An 18,635-nucleotide genomic window follows, 5' to 3' on the forward strand; every position below is an offset into this window, starting at 1 on the left:
TTATAAAAAGGATTTGGAATGACGATGACGTATTTATTATGTGTGTTTATTGAATTGCTGATCAACGCATTTTAAATCTTCATCAAATTTCTCGTGTGTCCGCTCGATTAATTTATGAAACATATCTCCAACATGTTCTTCTAAAACCCGAATACCTTCTCCTGTAACGCCGCCTTTCACACATACTTTTTCTTGTAAAGTAGGCAATGTGAAAATTCCTTTTTCGAGTAGTTTCCCCATTCCAACGACCATTTCACTTACTAAAGTAGTGGCTTCTTCATGTGTAATATTTGTTTTATCTACAGCAGCATTAATGAAACATTGTAATAAATAACTAAAGAATGCAGGGCCGCAGCTTGCTATATCAGATGAAACGCGCGTTATATCTTCTTCTATTACAAGGGGAGTAGAAATGTTTTTGAATAAGCGAAATAGTTTTTGTTGCCATTCTTCAGAGCAGTTACTTCCAAATGTAAATAGTGATGCGCCGGATAGGGCGCGGTTTGTAATGCTCGGAATAATACGAGCAACATGGCAAGGTACAAGTGTCTCTAATTGTGATGGAGATATTGGACTTGTGATAGAAACTAAGCACTTTTCATCAGAAAAATGTTCGGCGTATTTTTGTAAGATTGGGTATATATCTATCGGCTTTACACAAATAAAAATAAGATGCGATCGTTCGATTACCTCATCAATAGTTTTGGCTATATGAACAGAAGGGTGTTTTTCCTTTATATGATATGCTTTGGCGGGCGTCCGATTAATGATCGTAAGGCACGAAGGTTTGACAGCACGGGTTTCTAAAAATGCATCGATTAGTATATTCCCCATGTTTCCTGTCCCTATAATTCCTATGTTCAATGTTTCATCCCTCCTTCGTAACAGCTTTCTCCTAAACAATATGAATGATGTTATAAATTTATGATTAGAGGTGAAAAATGATGTGGGATTTTCCAAAGAAATGGTTAGGATTAGTTGCTATTATTGGAATTGTGCTTTTTCTTATTTTCTGGAAAACGAATGAGCATACAGAGCGATCAGTTATTGCAACGGATGTTCAAGCGAAAGATATAGAGAAGAAAAGTAAACCGAAAATATCGGATACAAAGCAGCAGAAAAAAATAATTGTAATTGATATGAAAGGGGCTGTTGTTAAAGAGGGGGTGTATGAAATGAAAGAAGGGGACCGGGTCAAGGATGCTATTGAAAAAGCAGGTGGTTTTTTGCCTGAGGCAGATAGGATGAAGGTAAATTTAGCACAAATGGTACAAGACCAAATGATTCTTTACGTACCGAATAAAAACGAACAAGTGCAAGAAGTAGCTGCTGTTTCAAAGGGAGAGGGAAAAGTTCAAATAAATGCAGCTTCTAAAGAACAACTTGAAAAAATTACAGGTATTGGTTCTCGGAAAGCAGAAAGTATTTTGAAATATCGAGAGGAACATGGTCCGTTTCAAAAAATAGAAGATTTGTTAGAGATTGATGGGATTGGTGTGAAGTCTTTGGAGAAAATAAAAGATCAAATTATTATTCCGTAAAAGATTGACGAAGTTTTTCTTCATTCGCTACACTACAAGTAGACAAAAAAGTAGGTGAAGAATATGGAACGAATTTCATGGGATCAATATTTTATGACGCAAAGCCATTTGTTATCTTTACGTAGTACATGTACAAGGCTTGCAGTAGGAGCGACAATTGTTCGTGATAAACGAATTATTGCTGGTGGATATAATGGTTCAATTAAAGGTGGCGTACATTGTATAGATGATGGATGCTACGTTATTGACAATCATTGTGTTCGTACAATTCACGCAGAAATGAATGCTTTATTACAATGTGCAAAATTTGGTGTGAAAACGGAGGAAGCGGAAATTTATGTTACGCATTTTCCTTGTTTACAATGTTGTAAGGCGATTATTCAAAGTGGTATTACAGCAGTTTATTATGCACAGGATTATAAAAATCATCCGTATGCCGTAGAGTTATTTGAAAAAGCGAATGTAACGGTGAAACACGTTCCGCTAGAATATGATATTGCAGCATTAGAGGATCAAAAACGTCATATGGAGTTAAAAGAACTATTTGCATCTTTAGAAAAAGAGAACTTATCAATGGAAGAATTACAGCATGTATTCACGAAAGCAAAAATGATGCTATAAGGAGTGGGTATGAGTTGCAAGGACAATGGGGCTATGTTGCAATCTCATTTATAATAGGGATTGCAATTGCCTTCTCCTCTTCAGTTGTATTGCTAACTTGTTGTCTCGTTGTATATGTTTTCTTTTGTTTATATCGTACTTCGCGTAAAACCTTCTTTTATTGTATGATAGCGTGTTTTAGTGGCGCTATGTACACCGCGTATGTTCAAGGGCAAAACAAGCCTCTGAGAGAGTCCTATGAAGCTACAAGAGGAGTGATACATACTACACCTCTTATTAACGGCGATCGCCTCTCATTTCAAGTTGAAGATCAGAATAAAAATATAGTGCAGTTAAGTTACAAAATGAAATCAGCCTCGGAAAAGAAACAAATGCGACAATTACATGCAGGAGTATCATGTGTATTCGAAGGTGAGAGGAAAGAACCACAAATAGCTCGGAATTTTCATGGTTTTAATTATCGTGATTATTTATATAAGCAAAATATTCATTTCATATTGGACGCTACATATATTTCTGAATGCCATAAAATATCGTTGTCACTGGTGCAGTGGATTCTTCTTTTGAGGCAACAAGCAATCTCAGAAGTTACAGAAATGTTTCCAGAACAATCAGGTGCTTTTATGAATGCATTAGTATTTGGTGATAGACAACAAATGACATTTGAAGTTGAAGAGCAATATCAACAATTCGGTCTCGTGCATTTGTTGGCGATTTCAGGATCGCATATCGTATTGTTAATGGTAATCGTGTATTTTATTTTGCTAAGAAGTGGTGTGACAAGGGAGGTAGCGACAGTATGTCTTATCTTCTGCATTCCTCTATATATGATTTTAGCAGGAGCGTCACCATCTGTTATAAGAGCTTCTATAACAGGAGTTTTCATGTTAATTGCTTTTATGTGTTCTATTCGTTTATCTAGCTTAGATGCTTTAAGTATAACAGCTATATGTATGCTTATATTTGATCCATATCTCGTGTTTAATATTGGTTTTCAGTTTTCTTTCGTCGGTAGTTTTGCTTTACTTTTATCTGCCCCGCTTTTACTAGAGAGTGGTAATGGAGTAATTCGAAATTCTATTTATATTTCTCTTATTTCACAGCTCGTTAGTACTCCGATTTTGTTATATCACTTCGGTTATTTTTCTCCATATAGTATTTTCTTAAATATCCTATACGTTCCGTTTTTATCTCTCGTTGTATTGCCGTGCAGTATTGTTATTTTGATATGTATACCGATCATTCCGTTTCTGGCAAAAAGGCTTGGGAATGTATTATCAATAGGTTTGAATCTTTCTAATGATTTTTTAAGTTATTGCGAAAACTTACCATTTACCCGTCTTAATTTCGGACAAACACCTATACTTCTTGTAGCCCTATATTGCGTGAGTATTATTAGTATATTGATGGTTTGGGAAAGGCGAATGACGAAGGGGATTCTGTTTATATCTGCGGGTGTATTTCTTTTTATTAGTACATGCCATTATGTATATCCGTATTTTCGAGAAAGTGGGAGTGTTACCTTTCTCGATGTTGGACAGGGAGATGCAATATTAATTCGCCTCCCGTATGATCAAGAGATTTACCTTATTGATACTGGTGGAACAATTCGTCCAAACAAGGAAGAATGGCAACGTAAAAAGCATGAATTTTCTGTCGGAAATGATATTTTGATTCCTTATTTACAAAAGGAAGGTATTAAAAAGATCGATAAATTAATTATAACGCATGGAGATGCGGACCATATAGGTGCTGCACAAGAGTTGTTATCAAATATAACCGTAAAAGAAGTTGTATTTGGCCGAAAGGAACAAGATGCGGAATTAGAAAAAATAGTAAAGAAACAGGCTTTAGAAAAGGAAGTGAAAATAAGAGAAGTGAGAGAAGGAGAAAGTTGGAGCATAAATGGAGCGGAATTTTTCGTATTAGCGCCAACAGGGAAGAAGAGCAGTGAAAATAACGCTTCAATTGTAATGTTGGCAAAATTAGGAGGACTAACGTGGTTGTTTACAGGTGATTTAGAAGAAGAAGGTGAGAAGTTTTTAGTAGCTACGTATCCAGAGTTGCGAGCGGATGTTTTAAAGGTTGCTCATCATGGGAGTAATACGTCATCTACAACAACTTTTCTGAGCGTCGTACAGCCTAATATAGCCGTTATTTCTGCCGGTGAGCGTAATAGGTATGGGCACCCTCATAAGGACGTTATAGAGCGTTTTGAGAAGAGGGGGATTGAAATATGGCGTACGGATAAGCAAGGGGCTATCTCCTATGTTTTTAAAGGGGAAAACGGAACCTTTCGCAGCAAAATCACATATGATGAAACACATAATAGATAAAAAAGACTGCCAGTAAGCAGCAGTCTTTAAGAACCGATAAATTTAATAACAGTTGCAATGATGAAAAGTGTTGCGAAAAAACCAAATGAGACGATAAATCCTACCCCTGAATCAATAGCGTCATTGCGTTTACTTTGAACGTTTTGTTCAAAATCATTCATTTAGAATCCCTCCCCAACATTCCACTTTAGTATAAAATATTGTCAGAAAAAAATCTACAATTTCCGTGTGAGGAGAAATAGAGCGTTTTTACTACTTTTAGATCATGAAGTAATGTGAATTTTTGTTTCCAAGCATGTTAACAGTTGGCACTTATACTCGAATTTTTATTGCGAATAATAAAGGGAAGGTGATTACCGCACACCAATAAGAAACCCGGGGCTTATTGCGTGGCGTTTAATATAAATAAAGGGACGGGTTATATTGCCTGTTCCTTTGTACTTGTAAAACAAAAGCTAGGGCATTAGTATAAATATATATTGCCAAGTTAGGGAGTAGGAAAAAGTATGAGTGATATACATAAAAAGATTAAAAAGAAGCAGTTTGCTCCGTTATATTTACTGTATGGAACGGAAGCGTTTTTTATAAATGAAACGATAAAGCTTATTACAACAGAAGCGCTTGAAGAGGAAGATCGCGAGTTTAATGTTGTTACATATGATTTAGAAGAAGCGTATTTAGAAGATGTGGTTGAAGATGCACGTACACTTCCTTTTTTCGGAGAACGTAAAGTGTTATTAATAAAATCACCACTCTTTTTAACTTCACAAAAAGAAAAATTGGAACAAAATATAAAAATTTTAGAAGAATATATCGGGGAACCTTCTCCCTTTTCTATTCTTGTTTTTGTTGCGCCTTACGAAAAGCTGGATGAACGAAAAAAAATTACAAAACTATTAAAGAAAACAGCGGATGTAGTAGAAGCGAATGCAATGCAAGTGCAGGATGTTCAGAAGTGGATTGTTGCTCGGGCGGATGAAGTACATGTGCATATTGATCATGCGGCTGTTAGTTTGTTGTTAGAGCTTGTGGGAAGTAATGTAACAATGTTGGCGAAGGAAATGGACAAGTTAACGTTATACGTCGGTATGGGCGGAGAGATTACACCAAAACTCGTTGCAGAGCTTGTACCAAAATCAGTTGAACAAAATGTGTTTGCTTTGACAGAAAAAGTGGTGAAAAAAGATATCGCGGGTGCGATGCAAATTTTGGATGGATTATTTACGCAGCAGGAGGAACCTATTAAATTGCTTGCGTTATTAGTAAGTCAATTCCGTTTACTGCATCAAGTGAAAGAGTTACAGCAGCGTGGTTACGGCCAAAATCAAATCGCGTCTCATATTGGTGTGCATCCATATCGTGTAAAATTAGCGATGAATCAAACGAAGTTTTTCTCTTTTGAAGCATTAAAAAAAGTGATAATGGAATTAGCGGAAGCTGATTATAGTATGAAAACGGGAAAAATGGATAAAAAACTTGTGCTCGAGTTTTTCTTAATGCGGTTAAATCATATGTGATGAAACAAAAAAAGTTCACGTGCTAAGAGCGTGAACTTTTTTGTATATAAAAAAACGATCCGAATGGATCGTTTTTTAAACGCCTTACGCGTTTACTTGTTTCGCTAAGCGAGATTTTTGACGAGCTGCAGCGTTTTGGTGGATAAGACCTTTACGAGCTGCTTTGTCAAGTTTTTTAGAAGCAGTTTTGAAAGCTTCTTTAGCATTTTCAAGATCGTTATTAGTAACTAAAGCTTCTACAGTTTTAACAGCAGAACGCATGTCAGACTTGATAGAAGCGTTATGTGCACGACGCTCTTCGCTAAGTTTAGCGCGTTTGATAGCAGATTTGATGTTTGCCATACTTTTCACCTCCCTGGTGCAATCGAATGACTCGATTCTTAACATAGAACAAGTGATATTCTATCAAACGGTGAAGAGAATTGCAATAGTATATCCATGAAATTTCACGTAAAGGAAAGAATGACCTTATATAACTTTGGGAAATCTAACGATATTTACTATGAATGACGGAGGAGATACGATGAAAGAACCACTAGATTTAAGTAAATATAGTGTTAGAACGGACCTTGCTGTAGAGGCACATCAAATGCTGCAAGAGCGCCAAGAAGAGCAACAAGGGATACAAGGAGTTGTTGTAAAAGAGAGGGAAGAAGAAGGTATTACCATTACAAAAGTAACGATTGATGAAGTTGCCTCGGAATCGATGGGTAAAAAACCTGGAAATTATTTAACGCTTGAAGTACAAGGTATACGTCAACAAGATACGGAGCTGCAACAAAAAGTAGAGCGTATTTTTGCAAAAGAATTTTCGTATTTCTTAGAAGAGGTTGGCGTTACGAAAGAAGCGAGCTGTTTAATTGTTGGTCTTGGGAATTGGAATGTAACACCAGATGCGCTTGGACCGATAGTTGTAGAAAATGTATTGGTAACGAGACATTTATTTCAATTGCAGCCTGAAAGTGTAGAAGAAGGCTTTAGGCCTGTTAGTGCAATTCGGCCCGGGGTAATGGGGATTACAGGAATTGAAACGAGCGATGTCATTTATGGAATCATTGAGAAGACAAAGCCAGACTTTGTCATTGCAATTGATGCATTAGCTGCTCGTTCTATTGAAAGGGTAAATAGTACGATACAAATTTCTGATACAGGAATTCATCCTGGATCGGGTGTTGGGAATAAACGTAAGGAACTCAGTAAAGAAACATTAGGTATTCCTGTTATCGCAATTGGTGTTCCGACTGTGGTGGATGCCGTTTCGATTACAAGCGATACAATTGATTTTATTTTGAAACATTTTGGCCGAGAGATGAAAGAGGGAAACAAACCTTCCCGATCTTTGTTGCCAGCTGGTTTTACATTTGGAGAAAAGAAAAAATTAACAGAAGAGGATATGCCGGATGAAAAGAGCCGGAATATGTTTTTAGGTGCTGTAGGTACACTGGAAGATGAAGAGAAGAGAAAATTAATTTATGAAGTGTTATCTCCTCTTGGTCATAATTTAATGGTGACTCCGAAAGAAGTGGATGCTTTCATAGAGGATATGGCAAATGTAATAGCAAGTGGTTTAAATGCAGCGCTGCATCATCAAATTGACCAAGATAATACAGGAGCATATACACATTGATGGGAAGTGACGATAATCATGTAAGCCGCTTTTCGCTTTTATGTATATGTAGTGTGGCTATATGCTTACTTATGGTAATAGCAGGGGTGGCACTTGCAAATCATGGGTTGAAAAGTATGAAAGGTTATCAGCAAATGTCGTATGAACAAATCGCTCATATGACAGGAACAAAAGGTGAGGCCACTGAATCAGAAACTTTGGAAGGTTCGTTTTCCGCTACTGAAAAACAAAAACAATTAGAAAGCTTAAAAAGTTTTAATATTGTAGAAGGAATGGGTATGGCGATAGCAAGCGTTGCCTATGAAATAACAAAGTTTGGAACAGATATAGTTGTTGGGAAAGTAAAAGGGATTTTTAGTTAAGAGTCAAACGGAGGACGGTTGTTTTACAGGTTTGTAAGACAGCCGTTCTTTAATTTGAAAAAGGTTTGTCTCTTATGGTTTGTTCGCATAAGATATAAATAGAATGATTTGTATTGTAAGCAGCACGAGTTTTCATTGAATCTTTGCTGCTCTATTGATATAATCAGTGCTAGTGTATATTGGCGAGACTATTAGGAGTTGAGAACATAGATGAACAAAGAAGAAAGAGCAAAAAGACAGTCCAAAATTCGTAATTTCTCTATCATTGCTCATATTGACCACGGAAAGTCAACGTTAGCAGACCGTATTTTAGAGAAAACAAACGCGTTAACACAACGTGAAATGAAAGCTCAGTTGCTTGACTCTATGGATTTAGAGCGTGAGCGTGGTATTACAATTAAATTAAACGCAGTACAATTAAACTATAAAGCAAAAGACGGCGAAGAATATATTCTTCACCTAATTGATACACCAGGACACGTCGACTTTACGTACGAAGTATCTCGTAGTTTAGCGGCTTGTGAAGGTGCAATTCTTGTAGTAGATGCAGCGCAAGGTATTGAAGCGCAAACGTTAGCGAACGTATACTTAGCGCTTGATAACAATTTAGAAATTTTACCGGTTATTAATAAAATCGATTTACCAAGTGCAGACCCAGAGCGTGTACGCCAAGAGGTGGAAGATGTAATTGGGTTAGATGCATCAGAAGCTGTACTTGCTTCGGCAAAAGCTGGGATTGGTATTGAAGAGATTTTAGAACAAATCGTTGAAAAAGTGCCAGCACCAACAGGTGATTCAGAAGAACCGTTACAATGTATGATCTTTGACTCTTTATATGATCCATACCGCGGTGTAATTGCGTATATCCGTGTTGTAAATGGAACGGTAAAAGTTGGCGATAAAGTACGTATGATGGCAACTGGAAAAGAATTTGAAGTAACAGAAGTAGGTGTGTTTACACCGAAAACTACGCAACGTGATGAGTTAACAGTAGGTGATGTAGGTTTCTTAGCGGCATCGATTAAAAATGTTGGTGACACACGCGTTGGTGATACGATTACACATGCGAAACGTCCAGCAGCTGAGCCATTACCTGGTTACCGTAAATTAAATCCAATGGTATTCTGTGGTCTGTACCCGATTGACTCTGCACGTTACAACGACTTACGTGATGCGCTAGAGAAATTAGAATTAAACGATTCTGCTCTTGAGTTTGAGCCAGAAACATCTCAAGCGCTAGGATTTGGTTTCCGTTGTGGATTCTTAGGACTTCTTCATATGGAAATCATTCAAGAGCGTATTGAACGTGAATTTAAAATTGATTTAATTACAACAGCGCCAAGTGTTATTTATAAAGTATTCTTAACGAATGGTGAAGACATGATTGTCGATAACCCGTCTAATATGCCGGATCCACAGACAATTGATCGTGTTGAAGAGCCATTTGTTAAAGCAGCAATTATGGTTCCGAATGACTATGTTGGAGCTGTAATGGAAATCTGCCAAGGTAAACGCGGAACGTTTATTGATATGCAATATTTAGATGAAACGCGTGTTACTTTGACATATGAAATCCCATTATCAGAAATCGTATATGACTTCTTCGATCAGTTGAAATCAAATACGAAAGGATATGCATCATTTGATTATGAGTTAATTGGTTACAAGCCATCTAAACTTGTGAAAATGGATATTCTTTTAAATTCTGAGCAAGTCGATGCTCTATCATTTATCGTACACCGTGATTCAGCATATGACCGTGGTAAAGTAATCGTAGAAAAATTAAAAGAATTAATTCCAAGACAGCAGTTCGAAGTGCCAATTCAAGCGACGATCGGAAACAAAGTTGTAGCGCGTTCTACAATTAAAGCGATGCGTAAAAACGTACTTGCGAAATGTTACGGTGGTGACATTTCTCGTAAGCGTAAACTTCTTGATAAGCAAAAAGAAGGTAAAAAACGTATGAAGTCTGTTGGTTCTGTAGAAGTACCGCAAGAAGCATTCATGGCTGTACTGAAAATGGATGACAACTAATAGTTGGAATGAAAAAAGAAGTCGTTTATGCGGCTTCTTTTTTACGTATAATTACTTTTTAGACATCTGAGTAGCTCTCATTTACAATAGTGAGAGAGCTTTTTAGTTCATATAAAGTTAGGAGTTTGTTAATGTCCGAAAATATTCGAAAAGATATTCAAGAAAAAATACAAAATGGCAATTTTAATTGTGAAAAGGAATTGACGCTTTCTATTATTAGTGGAAAGTGGAAAGTTGTGATATTGTGGCATCTTGGTGTGGAAGGGCCTCATCGTTTTAGTGAATTACAGCGATTATTTCCGAGCATTTCTCATAAAGTTTTATCAAACCAATTAAAAGAGTTAATGGAAGATGGGATTGTTGATCGAACAGTATACCCAGAAATTCCACCGCGAGTGGAATATTATATGACGGAATTAGGCATGTCGCTTTTACCAATCGTTGAAATGATGTATGATTGGGGAAAAATGCGAATGGAACAAATTCGTAATACGTTAGAGAAGTAAAAGAAGCCTCCCGAGCGTGGAGGTTTTCTTTTTAGAAAGGTAGGAGTTATTTTTGGTGCAAGCTGCATATATTCATATTCCGTTTTGTCAGCATATTTGTCACTATTGTGATTTTAATAAAGTGTTTATTGAACGCCAGCCGGTCGATCAATATTTAGAGTATTTAGAGAAAGAAATAATAAATACAGTTCAAAAGGTACCGTTTGATAGTATGAAAACGATTTTTGTTGGCGGGGGAACTCCAACAGCATTAAATATGGAACAGACAAAGAAATTATTAAATATTATAAATCGTCGTTTACGTCCGTTTGCCCCGAATTGTGAATTAACATTTGAAGCGAATCCAGGTGATTTGCCGAAAGAGAAATTAAATGTATTGCTAGAAGGTGGAGTGAACCGAATTAGTTTTGGGGTGCAAACATTTCGAGATGAATTGCTTGAGAAAATTGGACGTAAGCATACGAGAGAAGATGCGTTTGTAGCAATTAGAGAAGCGCAGGAAGTAGGCTTTAAAAATATAAATGTAGATATTATTTATGCTCTGCCAGGACAGACGATAGAAGATGTAAAAGAAACATTAGACATTGCTTTTACGCTTGGTGTACAACATTTCTCGGCATATTCATTAATTGTGGAACCGAAAACAGTATTTTATAACTTAATGAATAAAGGGAAATTAAGACTTCCAGGTGAAGACCACGAAGCGAAAATGTACGAAATGGTAATGGATGAAATGGAGAAACATGGCTATACCCAGTATGAAATTAGTAATTTTTCAAAAGGTAATAATGAAAGTAGACATAATCTCACATACTGGAATAATGAAGAGTATTATGGATTTGGAGCTGGAGCGCATAGTTATGTAAATGGAGAACGTATCCAAAATGTAGGGCCGCTCAAGCAATATTTCAATAAAATCGATGAAACCGGATTTCCGTATTTAGATGTTCACGTGGTGACGGAGAAAGAAAAAATGGAAGAAGAATTGTTCTTAGGACTCCGAAAAACAAAAGGTGTATCTAAAATAGCGTTTCAAAAGAAATTTAATATGGAAATGGATCAAGTTTTCGCGAAGCAGTTACAAAACAACCAAGAACAAGGATTGCTTGAAGAGAGCGATGGATATGTTCGTTTAACGCGAAAAGGGAAATTATTAGGGAATGAAGTATTCCAATCATTTTTGATTGACTAATTAAATGTTCCATTAACGTGAAAAAGTTTCATTATTTCGTGACGTTTCCGTTGACAATTGAATGTCAATTTTGGTAAGTTATTAATAGATTTAGCACTCGAAGACAAAGAGTGCTAACAGAGGTGATGATGAGATGCTTACGGAACGTCAGCTCTTAATTTTACAAACAATTATTGATGACTTTATTGGATCAGCGCAACCTGTTGGGTCAAGAACGTTGGCTAAAAAAGATGAAATTACGTTTAGTTCAGCTACTATACGAAATGAAATGGCTGATTTAGAAGAACTAGGATTTATTGAGAAAACGCACAGTTCTTCTGGACGTGTTCCTTCTGAAAAAGGATACCGATTTTATGTAGACCATCTTTTAGCGCCGCAAAATTTACCGAACGATGAAATTGTACAAATTAAAGATTTATTTGCTGAAAGAATTTTTGAAGCGGAAAAGATTGCACAGCAATCGGCTCAAATTTTATCAGAGCTTACAAATTATACGGCCATTGTTCTTGGACCGAAGTTAAGCACAAATAAACTTAAAAACGTACAAATTGTTCCGCTTGATCGTCAAACCGCAGTCGCTATTATTGTAACGGATACAGGGCATGTACAAAGCAAAACGATTACCGTTCCGGAATCTGTTGATTTATCAGATTTAGAAAAAATGGTTAATATTTTAAATGAAAAGCTATCAGGCGTACCAATGTCGGAACTCCATAATAAAATCTTTAAGGAGATTGTTACGGTATTGCGTGGGTATGTTCATAATTACGATAGTGCAATAAAAATATTGGATGGTACATTTCAAGTTCCGTTATCGGAAAAGATATACTTTGGAGGGAAGGCAAATATGCTTTCGCAACCAGAGTTTCATGACATTCAAAAAGTTAGATCTTTACTTACCATGATTGATAACGAAGCTGAGTTTTATGATATTTTGCGTCATAAACAAGTTGGTATTCAAGTGAAAATTGGTAGGGAAAACTCTGCGACAGCCATGGAAGATTGTAGTTTGATTTCTGCAACATATTCGATTGGAGAAGAACAACTTGGAACAATTGCAATTTTAGGTCCAACGAGAATGCAATACTCTCGTGTAATTAGTTTGTTGCAGTTATTTACAAGGCAAATTACAGATGGACTAAAAAAATAAAGAATAAAGAAGAATACATTCGCTCAAGTGATAAGCAATACATCACTGTGTGTAATATATAACTATACTTAGGTAATCATGCTATGCATGATACCTAATACCTTTTAAGGAGGTGAAAATTGTGGAAGAGCGTAACGAACAAGTTGTAGAAGAAGTGAAAGAAGAAGTAAAAGAAGCACAAGTTGAAGAAGCCGTAACATCTGAAGACAGCGAAGAAACTGTTGAAGAAAAAAGTGAGGCTGCTCTTTTACAAGAAAAAGTAGATGGATTGCAAGCGAAACTGACGGAAACGGAAGGCCGTATGCTACGTCTACAAGCTGATTTTGAAAATTATAAGCGTCGTGTTCAAATGGATAAACAGGCTGCTGAAAAATATAGAGCACAAAGTCTTGTTTCAGATATTTTGCCAGCTCTTGATAATTTTGAAAGAGCGATGCAAGTGGAAGCAACTGATGAGCAAATGAAGTCCTTATTACAAGGGATGGAAATGGTATATCGTCAATTGTTAGAAGCGATGACAAAAGAAGGTGTAGAAGCGATTGAAGCTGTTGGTAAACAGTTTGATCCTCATGAACACCAAGCTGTTATGCAAGTAGAAGACAGCGAATTTGAATCAAATGCGGTTGTGGAAGAATTCCAAAAAGGTTATAAATTAAAAGACCGTGTAATTCGCCCATCGATGGTAAAAGTAAATCAATAATTTACATAAAAGTAGGAGGATTCGCCATGAGTAAAATTATCGGTATTGACTTAGGTACAACAAACTCTTGTGTAGCTGTTATGGAAGGTGGAGAACCAAAGGTTATCCCAAATCCAGAAGGAAACCGTACAACACCTTCTGTTGTAGCTTTCAAAAATGAAGAACGTCAAGTTGGGGAAGTAGCAAAGCGTCAAGCAATTACAAACCCAAATACAATCATGTCTGTTAAACGTCATATGGGTACAGACTACAAAGTAGAAATTGAAGGTAAAGAATATACACCTCAAGAAATTTCTGCAATCATTTTACAAAACTTAAAAGCTTCTGCTGAAGCATATTTAGGTGAAACAGTAACGAAAGCTGTTATTACAGTACCTGCATACTTCAACGATGCAGAGCGTCAAGCAACGAAAGATGCTGGTCGTATCGCTGGTTTAGAAGTTGAGCGTATCATTAACGAACCAACAGCAGCAGCGCTTGCTTACGGTTTAGAAAAACAAGATGAAGAGCAAAAAATCTTAGTATATGACTTAGGTGGCGGTACATTTGACGTATCTATCCTTGAGTTAGCAGATGGAACATTTGAAGTTATTTCAACTGCTGGTGACAACCGTCTTGGTGGAGATGACTTTGACCAAGTTATCATTGATCACTTAGTAGCTGAGTTCAAAAAAGAAAATAACATTGATTTAAGCCAAGATAAAATGGCACTTCAACGTTTGAAAGATGCAGCTGAAAAAGCGAAAAAAGATCTTTCAGGTGTAACACAAACACAAATTTCATTGCCATTCATTAGTGCTGGGGCTGCTGGTCCATTACACTTAGAATTAACATTAACAAGAGCGAAATTCGAAGAGCTTTCAGCAAACCTTGTTGAAAGAACATTAGAACCAACTCGTCGTGCTTTAAAAGATGCTGGTCTATCTGCAAGTGAATTAGATCGCGTTATCCTTGTAGGTGGTTCTACTCGTATCCCAGCTGTACAAGAAGCTATTAAACGTGAAACTGGTAAAGAACCATATAAAGGTGTAAACCCGGATGAAGTTGTAGCATTAGGTGCTGCAGTTCAAGGTGGCGTACTTACTGGTGATGTAGAAGGCGTACTATTATTAGATGTAACTCCACTTTCTTTAGGTATTGAAACTATGGGTGGTGTGTTCACGAAATTAATCGAGCGTAACACTACAATTCCAACGAGTAAATCACAAGTATTCTCAACAGCTGCTGATAACCAACCAGCAGTAGACATTCACGTATTACAAGGTGAGCGTCCAATGTCAGCTGACAACAAAACGTTAGGACGTTTCCAATTAACGGATATCCCACCAGCACCACGTGGTATTCCACAAATCGAAGTAACATTCGATATTGATGCGAACGGTATCGTTAACGTACGTGCAAAAGATTTAGGAACAAGCAAAGAACAAGCTATTACAATCCAATCTTCTTCAGGTCTTTCTGATGAAGAAGTAGATCGTATGGTAAAAGAAGCAGAAGCAAACGCTGACGCTGACCAAAAACGTAAGGAAGAAGTTGAACTTCGTAACGAAGCTGACCAACTTGTATTCCAAACAGATAAAGTTGTAAAAGATTTAGAAGGTAAAGTAGATGCAGCTGAAGTTGCAAAAGCAACAGAAGCGAAAGAAGCATTACAAGCTGCGATTGAGAAGAACGAGCTTGAGGAAATCCGTGCGAAAAAAGACGCTTTACAAGAAATCGTACAACAACTAACTGTTAAACTATATGAGCAAGCTCAAGCAGCTGCAGGGCAAGCAGAAGGTGCACAAGGAGCACAAGATGCTGGCGCGAAGAAAGACAATGTAGTAGACGCTGAGTTTGAAGAAGTAAAAGAAGACAAGTAATTCAACTTTAAACATAATAAGTAAGATGACAAAAAGTCAAAGTCAAGCGTGCCTTGGCTTTGGCTTTTTTCACGAATGAGAAGGAATGTGTGAGGGTCTTAAGTTTTTTACTTTGCATACTGTAAGTGAGGAAACTTTGTTGCAAAGCACTTTCTTTCGGTGTTAAAATTACGTTTATGTGAAAGATTCGGGGGTTGTAAATTTATGAGTAAACGAGATTATTATGAGGTCCTTGGACTTAGCAAGGGTGCTTCAAAAGATGAAATAAAAAAAGCGTATCGTCGTTTGGCTAAAAAATACCATCCAGACGTAAGTAAAGAAGAAAATGCAATTGAAAAGTTTAAAGAAGTACAAGAAGCATACGAAGTATTAAGCGACGATCAAAAGCGTGCGCAATATGATCAATTTGGTCATGCTGGTGCTAATCAAGGCTTCGGTGGCTTTGGCGGCGGAGGAGACTTCGGTGGTGGCTTCGGTTTTGAAGATATCTTTAGTTCATTCTTTGGCGGCGGTGGCGGCAGACGTCGTGATCCAAATGCTCCGCGCCAAGGTGCTGACTTACAATATCAAGTCACTTTAGATTTTGAAGAAGCTATTTTTGGTAAAGAGTTAAATGTTGAGATTCCAGTAGAAGATCCATGTGATACTTGTAAAGGTAGCGGGGCAAAACCAGGAACTTCAAAAGAAACATGTAAACATTGCTCAGGATCAGGGCAAGTAAGTGTAGAACAAAATACACCATTTGGTCGTATCGTAAACCGTCAAGCTTGCGGTCATTGTTCAGGAACTGGGCAAATCATTAAAGAAAAATGTACGACATGCCACGGTTCTGGTAAAGTTCGTAAACGTAAAAAAATCAATGTTAAAATTCCAGCAGGTATCGATAATGGTCAACAAATCCGCGTATCTGGAAAAGGTGAAGCGGGCGTAAATGGCGGCCCAGCAGGAGATTTATATGTTGTTGTTCATGTAAGAAATCATGAATTCTTTGAGCGCGAAGGAGATCACATTATTTGCGAAATGCCATTAACATTTGCGCAAATGGCACTTGGTGATGAAGTAGAAGTTCCTACTGTTCATGGTAAAGTGAAGCTGAAAATTCCAGCAGGAACACAAACAGGAACAGAATTCCGCCTAAAAGGAAAGGGTGCTCCGAACGTACGTGGATACGGTCAAGGAGATCAATATGTAGTCGTGCGTGTTGTTGTACCGACGAAATTAACTTCACAGCAAAAAGATTTATTGCGTGAATTTGCAGGACAAGAAGAGCAGGATGATAGTTTATTCGGAAAGCTTAAACGTGCTTTCAAAGGGGAATAATGGAAATAAAAAATGGAGTTGGTAAATTGTGAAATGGTCAGAAATTAGTATTCATACAACAGAAGAAGCAGTAGAAGCTGTCTCTCATATTTTACATGAAGCTGGTGCTAGTGGAGTTGCGATTGAGGACCCAGCGGAGTTGACGAAAGAGCGCGAGCAACAATATGGTGAAATTTATGCATTGAACCCAGATGAGTATCCGGCAGAAGGTGTGTTAATAAAAGCATATTTCCCGCAAACGGATTCTTTACATGAAACAATTGCAGGTGTAAAATCATCTATTGATGTGCTTCCATCTTACGACATCGAAATTGGTACTGGAAATATTACCGTTAACGAAGTCAATGAAGAAGATTGGGCTACTGCTTGGAAAAAATATTACCATCCAGTACAAATTTCTGATACATTCACAATTGTACCGACTTGGGAAGAATATACACCATCTTCTCCGGAAGAAAAAATTATTGAATTAGATCCAGGTATGGCGTTTGGGACAGGAACTCATCCAACAACAACGATGTGTATCCGTGCTTTAGAAAAAACAGTACAGCCAGGTAACACAATCATTGATGTAGGAACAGGTTCTGGTGTGCTGAGTATTGCAGCAGCAAAACTAGGTGCGTCTTCTGTTCAAGCATATGATTTAGATCCGGTTGCGGTTGAAAGTGCAGAAATGAATGTACGTTTAAATAAAACAGATGATATCGTGACTGTTGGACAAAATAGTCTTTTAGAGGGTATTGAAGGTCCTGTTGATTTAATCGTAGCTAACTTATTAGCAGAAATTATTCTTTTATTCCCTGAAGATGCAGCAAGAGTTGTGAAGTCAGGCGGATTATTTATTACATCGGGCATTATTGCTGCAAAGGAAAAAGTAATTTCTGAAGCGCTAGAAAAAGCTGGATTTACAATTGAAGAAGTGTTGCGAATGGAAGATTGGGTAGCAATTATTGCACGAAATGCGTAATATAGATTTTAGTCTATAATGAAAAGGGGAGTCTCTCACTATAAGGTGAGGGACTTGCCGTTTGTTATATGAAAAATGATAACGTTTCGTTCTTTTCGTAAGTATTGGCTTACGAAAGGAACGAAACTCTACTAAGGTGATTATATGCAACGTTATTTTGTAGAAGAGAAATATGTAAATGAGACAAGTATTCGCATTGTAGGTGATGACGTACATCATATAGCAAGAGTGATGCGTATGTCAGCTGGTGATCACATTTATTGCTGTGTAAACGGAAAAACAGCCGTATGTTCAATTGATGAAATTACCAGTGAATTTATTCATACGGCTATTGTAGAATGGGTAGAGACGTCAAGTGAACTTCCTGTTTTCGTGACGATTGCAAGTGGACTGCCGAAAGGAGACAAGCTAGAGTTAATTTTTCAAAAAGGAACTGAGCTTGGGGCAGCTGCATTCTTACCATTTCAAGCATCTCGCTCTATCGTAAAATGGGATGCGAAAAAAGCTGATAAAAAAGTTGAGCGTTTAAGAAAAATTGTGAAAGAAGCTGCGGAACAATCACATAGAAGTGAAATTCCAGAAGTACACACCCCAGCATCGTTTAAACAATTGCTGTCAATGAGTGGTGAGTATGATGTTTGCCTTGTTGCTTACGAAGAGGAAGCGAAACAAGGCGAGAAATCTAATTTTGCGAAAGCTTTAACGATGATGAAACCAGGTCAAAAGCTATTGATTGTATTTGGCCCAGAAGGCGGTTTAGCTGAGGAAGAGATTACAGCGCTTCATGAACATAAATTTGTACCATGTAGTTTAGGACCAAGAATTTTAAGAACAGAAACGGCGCCGTTATACGCGTTAAGTGCTGCTTCGTATCATTTTGAATTGATGGGGTGATGATCA

The 18,635-nt window shown here is 37.3% G+C and carries 18 protein-coding genes; 15 read left to right on the top strand and 3 right to left on the bottom strand.

The annotated features are described in order from the left end of the window. Positions 1 to 36: 36 nt before the first annotated feature. On the bottom strand, positions 37 to 864 hold the full coding sequence (comER, locus tag QCI47_RS05900; protein ID WP_001020541.1) for a late competence protein ComER: 828 nt from the start codon (positions 862 to 864) through the stop codon (positions 37 to 39). A gap of 77 nt (positions 865 to 941) precedes the next feature. On the opposite strand from comER, the gene comEA reads away from it, so the two are divergent. From comEA to QCI47_RS05915, 3 genes are all read left to right on the top strand, one after another. After that, positions 942 to 1,541, top strand: coding sequence for a competence protein ComEA (gene comEA / locus QCI47_RS05905; RefSeq protein ID WP_074543043.1), 600 nt, complete (start codon positions 942 to 944; stop codon positions 1,539 to 1,541). Between the two features lie 63 nt (positions 1,542 to 1,604). Beyond that, positions 1,605 to 2,162, top strand: a complete 558-nt coding sequence (locus QCI47_RS05910) for a ComE operon protein 2 (protein WP_000439783.1) — start codon at positions 1,605 to 1,607, stop codon at positions 2,160 to 2,162. Positions 2,163 to 2,176: 14 nt separating this feature from the next. Next, positions 2,177 to 4,498 (top strand): DNA internalization-related competence protein ComEC/Rec2, encoded by a 2,322-nt coding sequence (locus tag QCI47_RS05915; RefSeq protein WP_061185414.1) that lies wholly within the window; start codon positions 2,177 to 2,179, stop codon positions 4,496 to 4,498. 26 nt (positions 4,499 to 4,524) lie between these two features. Here QCI47_RS05915 and QCI47_RS05920 read toward each other — a convergent pair whose 3' ends face one another. Continuing rightward, positions 4,525 to 4,659, bottom strand: coding sequence for a YqzM family protein (locus QCI47_RS05920; RefSeq protein ID WP_000997609.1), 135 nt, complete (start codon positions 4,657 to 4,659; stop codon positions 4,525 to 4,527). Between the two features lie 345 nt (positions 4,660 to 5,004). On the opposite strand from QCI47_RS05920, the gene holA reads away from it, so the two are divergent. Beyond that, entirely contained in the window at positions 5,005 to 6,015 is a 1,011-nt protein-coding gene (holA, locus tag QCI47_RS05925) for a DNA polymerase III subunit delta (RefSeq protein ID WP_001279919.1), read from the top strand. A gap of 84 nt (positions 6,016 to 6,099) precedes the next feature. On the opposite strand, the gene rpsT is transcribed toward holA, so the two are convergent. Continuing rightward, entirely contained in the window at positions 6,100 to 6,357 is a 258-nt protein-coding gene (gene rpsT / locus QCI47_RS05930; RefSeq protein ID WP_001274011.1) for a 30S ribosomal protein S20, read from the bottom strand. A gap of 181 nt (positions 6,358 to 6,538) precedes the next feature. Here rpsT and gpr point away from each other — a divergent pair, with 181 nt between their 5' ends. The 11 genes from gpr to QCI47_RS05985 all read left to right on the top strand — a co-directional run bounded on the left by gpr (position 6,539) and on the right by QCI47_RS05985 (position 18,629). Next, a complete protein-coding gene (gene gpr / locus QCI47_RS05935) occupies positions 6,539 to 7,642 on the top strand; it encodes a GPR endopeptidase (protein WP_000662638.1) in 1,104 nt (367 codons plus the stop codon). Next, entirely contained in the window at positions 7,642 to 8,004 is a 363-nt protein-coding gene (locus QCI47_RS05940; RefSeq protein WP_000534316.1) for a YqxA family protein, read from the top strand. The genes gpr and QCI47_RS05940 overlap by 1 nt, the downstream gene beginning before the upstream one ends. A 210-nt stretch (positions 8,005 to 8,214) precedes the next feature. Further along, complete coding sequence (gene lepA / locus QCI47_RS05945) at positions 8,215 to 10,038, top strand: elongation factor 4 (protein ID WP_001030957.1); 1,824 nt, start codon at positions 8,215 to 8,217, stop codon at positions 10,036 to 10,038. 131 nt (positions 10,039 to 10,169) lie between these two features. After that, positions 10,170 to 10,544, top strand: coding sequence for a winged helix-turn-helix transcriptional regulator (locus tag QCI47_RS05950; RefSeq protein ID WP_001293546.1), 375 nt, complete (start codon positions 10,170 to 10,172; stop codon positions 10,542 to 10,544). A gap of 52 nt (positions 10,545 to 10,596) precedes the next feature. Next, positions 10,597 to 11,736 (top strand): radical SAM family heme chaperone HemW, encoded by a 1,140-nt coding sequence (hemW, locus tag QCI47_RS05955; RefSeq protein ID WP_025991619.1) that lies wholly within the window; start codon positions 10,597 to 10,599, stop codon positions 11,734 to 11,736. A 133-nt stretch (positions 11,737 to 11,869) separates the two neighbouring features. Beyond that, a complete protein-coding gene (gene hrcA, locus QCI47_RS05960) occupies positions 11,870 to 12,886 on the top strand; it encodes a heat-inducible transcriptional repressor HrcA (protein WP_000954950.1) in 1,017 nt (338 codons plus the stop codon). Between the two features lie 121 nt (positions 12,887 to 13,007). Next, entirely contained in the window at positions 13,008 to 13,586 is a 579-nt protein-coding gene (gene grpE, locus QCI47_RS05965; RefSeq protein WP_309422265.1) for a nucleotide exchange factor GrpE, read from the top strand. A 26-nt stretch (positions 13,587 to 13,612) separates the two neighbouring features. Next, positions 13,613 to 15,448 carry a chaperone protein DnaK gene (dnaK, locus tag QCI47_RS05970; protein WP_000034690.1) on the top strand — a complete coding sequence of 612 codons (1,836 nt, stop codon included), beginning with the start codon at positions 13,613 to 13,615 and terminating at the stop codon, positions 15,446 to 15,448. Between the two features lie 204 nt (positions 15,449 to 15,652). After that, positions 15,653 to 16,768: a chaperone protein DnaJ gene (gene dnaJ / locus QCI47_RS05975; protein ID WP_000043935.1), complete on the top strand. Its 1,116-nt coding sequence runs from the start codon at positions 15,653 to 15,655 to the stop codon at positions 16,766 to 16,768. 28 nt (positions 16,769 to 16,796) lie between these two features. Further along, the gene (gene prmA / locus QCI47_RS05980; protein ID WP_000872108.1) at positions 16,797 to 17,735 is read left to right on the top strand and encodes a 50S ribosomal protein L11 methyltransferase; all 939 of its coding nucleotides are present in this window, start codon (positions 16,797 to 16,799) and stop codon (positions 17,733 to 17,735) included. A gap of 144 nt (positions 17,736 to 17,879) precedes the next feature. Beyond that, positions 17,880 to 18,629 (top strand): 16S rRNA (uracil(1498)-N(3))-methyltransferase, encoded by a 750-nt coding sequence (locus QCI47_RS05985; RefSeq protein WP_309422263.1) that lies wholly within the window; start codon positions 17,880 to 17,882, stop codon positions 18,627 to 18,629. Positions 18,630 to 18,635 lie beyond the last annotated feature (6 nt).

It is taken from the genome of Bacillus cereus group sp. RP29 (assembly GCF_040459765.1).
Classification (GTDB): Bacteria; Bacillota; Bacilli; order Bacillales; family Bacillaceae_G; genus Bacillus_A; species Bacillus_A paranthracis.

Excerpts from the sequence above, each read along its gene's own strand:
- QCI47_RS05985 (WP_309422263.1), top strand. The coding sequence starts at position 17,880 with ATGCAACGTTATTTTGTAGAAGAGAAATATGTAAATGAGACAAGTATT.
- QCI47_RS05950 (WP_001293546.1), top strand. The coding sequence starts at position 10,170 with ATGTCCGAAAATATTCGAAAAGATATTCAAGAAAAAATACAAAATGGC.
- QCI47_RS05940 (WP_000534316.1), top strand. The coding sequence starts at position 7,642 with ATGGGAAGTGACGATAATCATGTAAGCCGCTTTTCGCTTTTATGTATA.
- QCI47_RS05920 (WP_000997609.1), bottom strand. The coding sequence starts at position 4,659 with ATGAATGATTTTGAACAAAACGTTCAAAGTAAACGCAATGACGCTATT.
- dnaJ (WP_000043935.1), top strand. The coding sequence starts at position 15,653 with ATGAGTAAACGAGATTATTATGAGGTCCTTGGACTTAGCAAGGGTGCT.
- rpsT (WP_001274011.1), bottom strand. The coding sequence starts at position 6,357 with ATGGCAAACATCAAATCTGCTATCAAACGCGCTAAACTTAGCGAAGAG.
- QCI47_RS05910 (WP_000439783.1), top strand. The coding sequence starts at position 1,605 with ATGGAACGAATTTCATGGGATCAATATTTTATGACGCAAAGCCATTTG.
- comEA (WP_074543043.1), top strand. The coding sequence starts at position 942 with ATGATGTGGGATTTTCCAAAGAAATGGTTAGGATTAGTTGCTATTATT.
- holA (WP_001279919.1), top strand. The coding sequence starts at position 5,005 with ATGAGTGATATACATAAAAAGATTAAAAAGAAGCAGTTTGCTCCGTTA.
- lepA (WP_001030957.1), top strand. The coding sequence starts at position 8,215 with ATGAACAAAGAAGAAAGAGCAAAAAGACAGTCCAAAATTCGTAATTTC.
- dnaK (WP_000034690.1), top strand. The coding sequence starts at position 13,613 with ATGAGTAAAATTATCGGTATTGACTTAGGTACAACAAACTCTTGTGTA.
- gpr (WP_000662638.1), top strand. The coding sequence starts at position 6,539 with ATGAAAGAACCACTAGATTTAAGTAAATATAGTGTTAGAACGGACCTT.
- hrcA (WP_000954950.1), top strand. The coding sequence starts at position 11,870 with ATGCTTACGGAACGTCAGCTCTTAATTTTACAAACAATTATTGATGAC.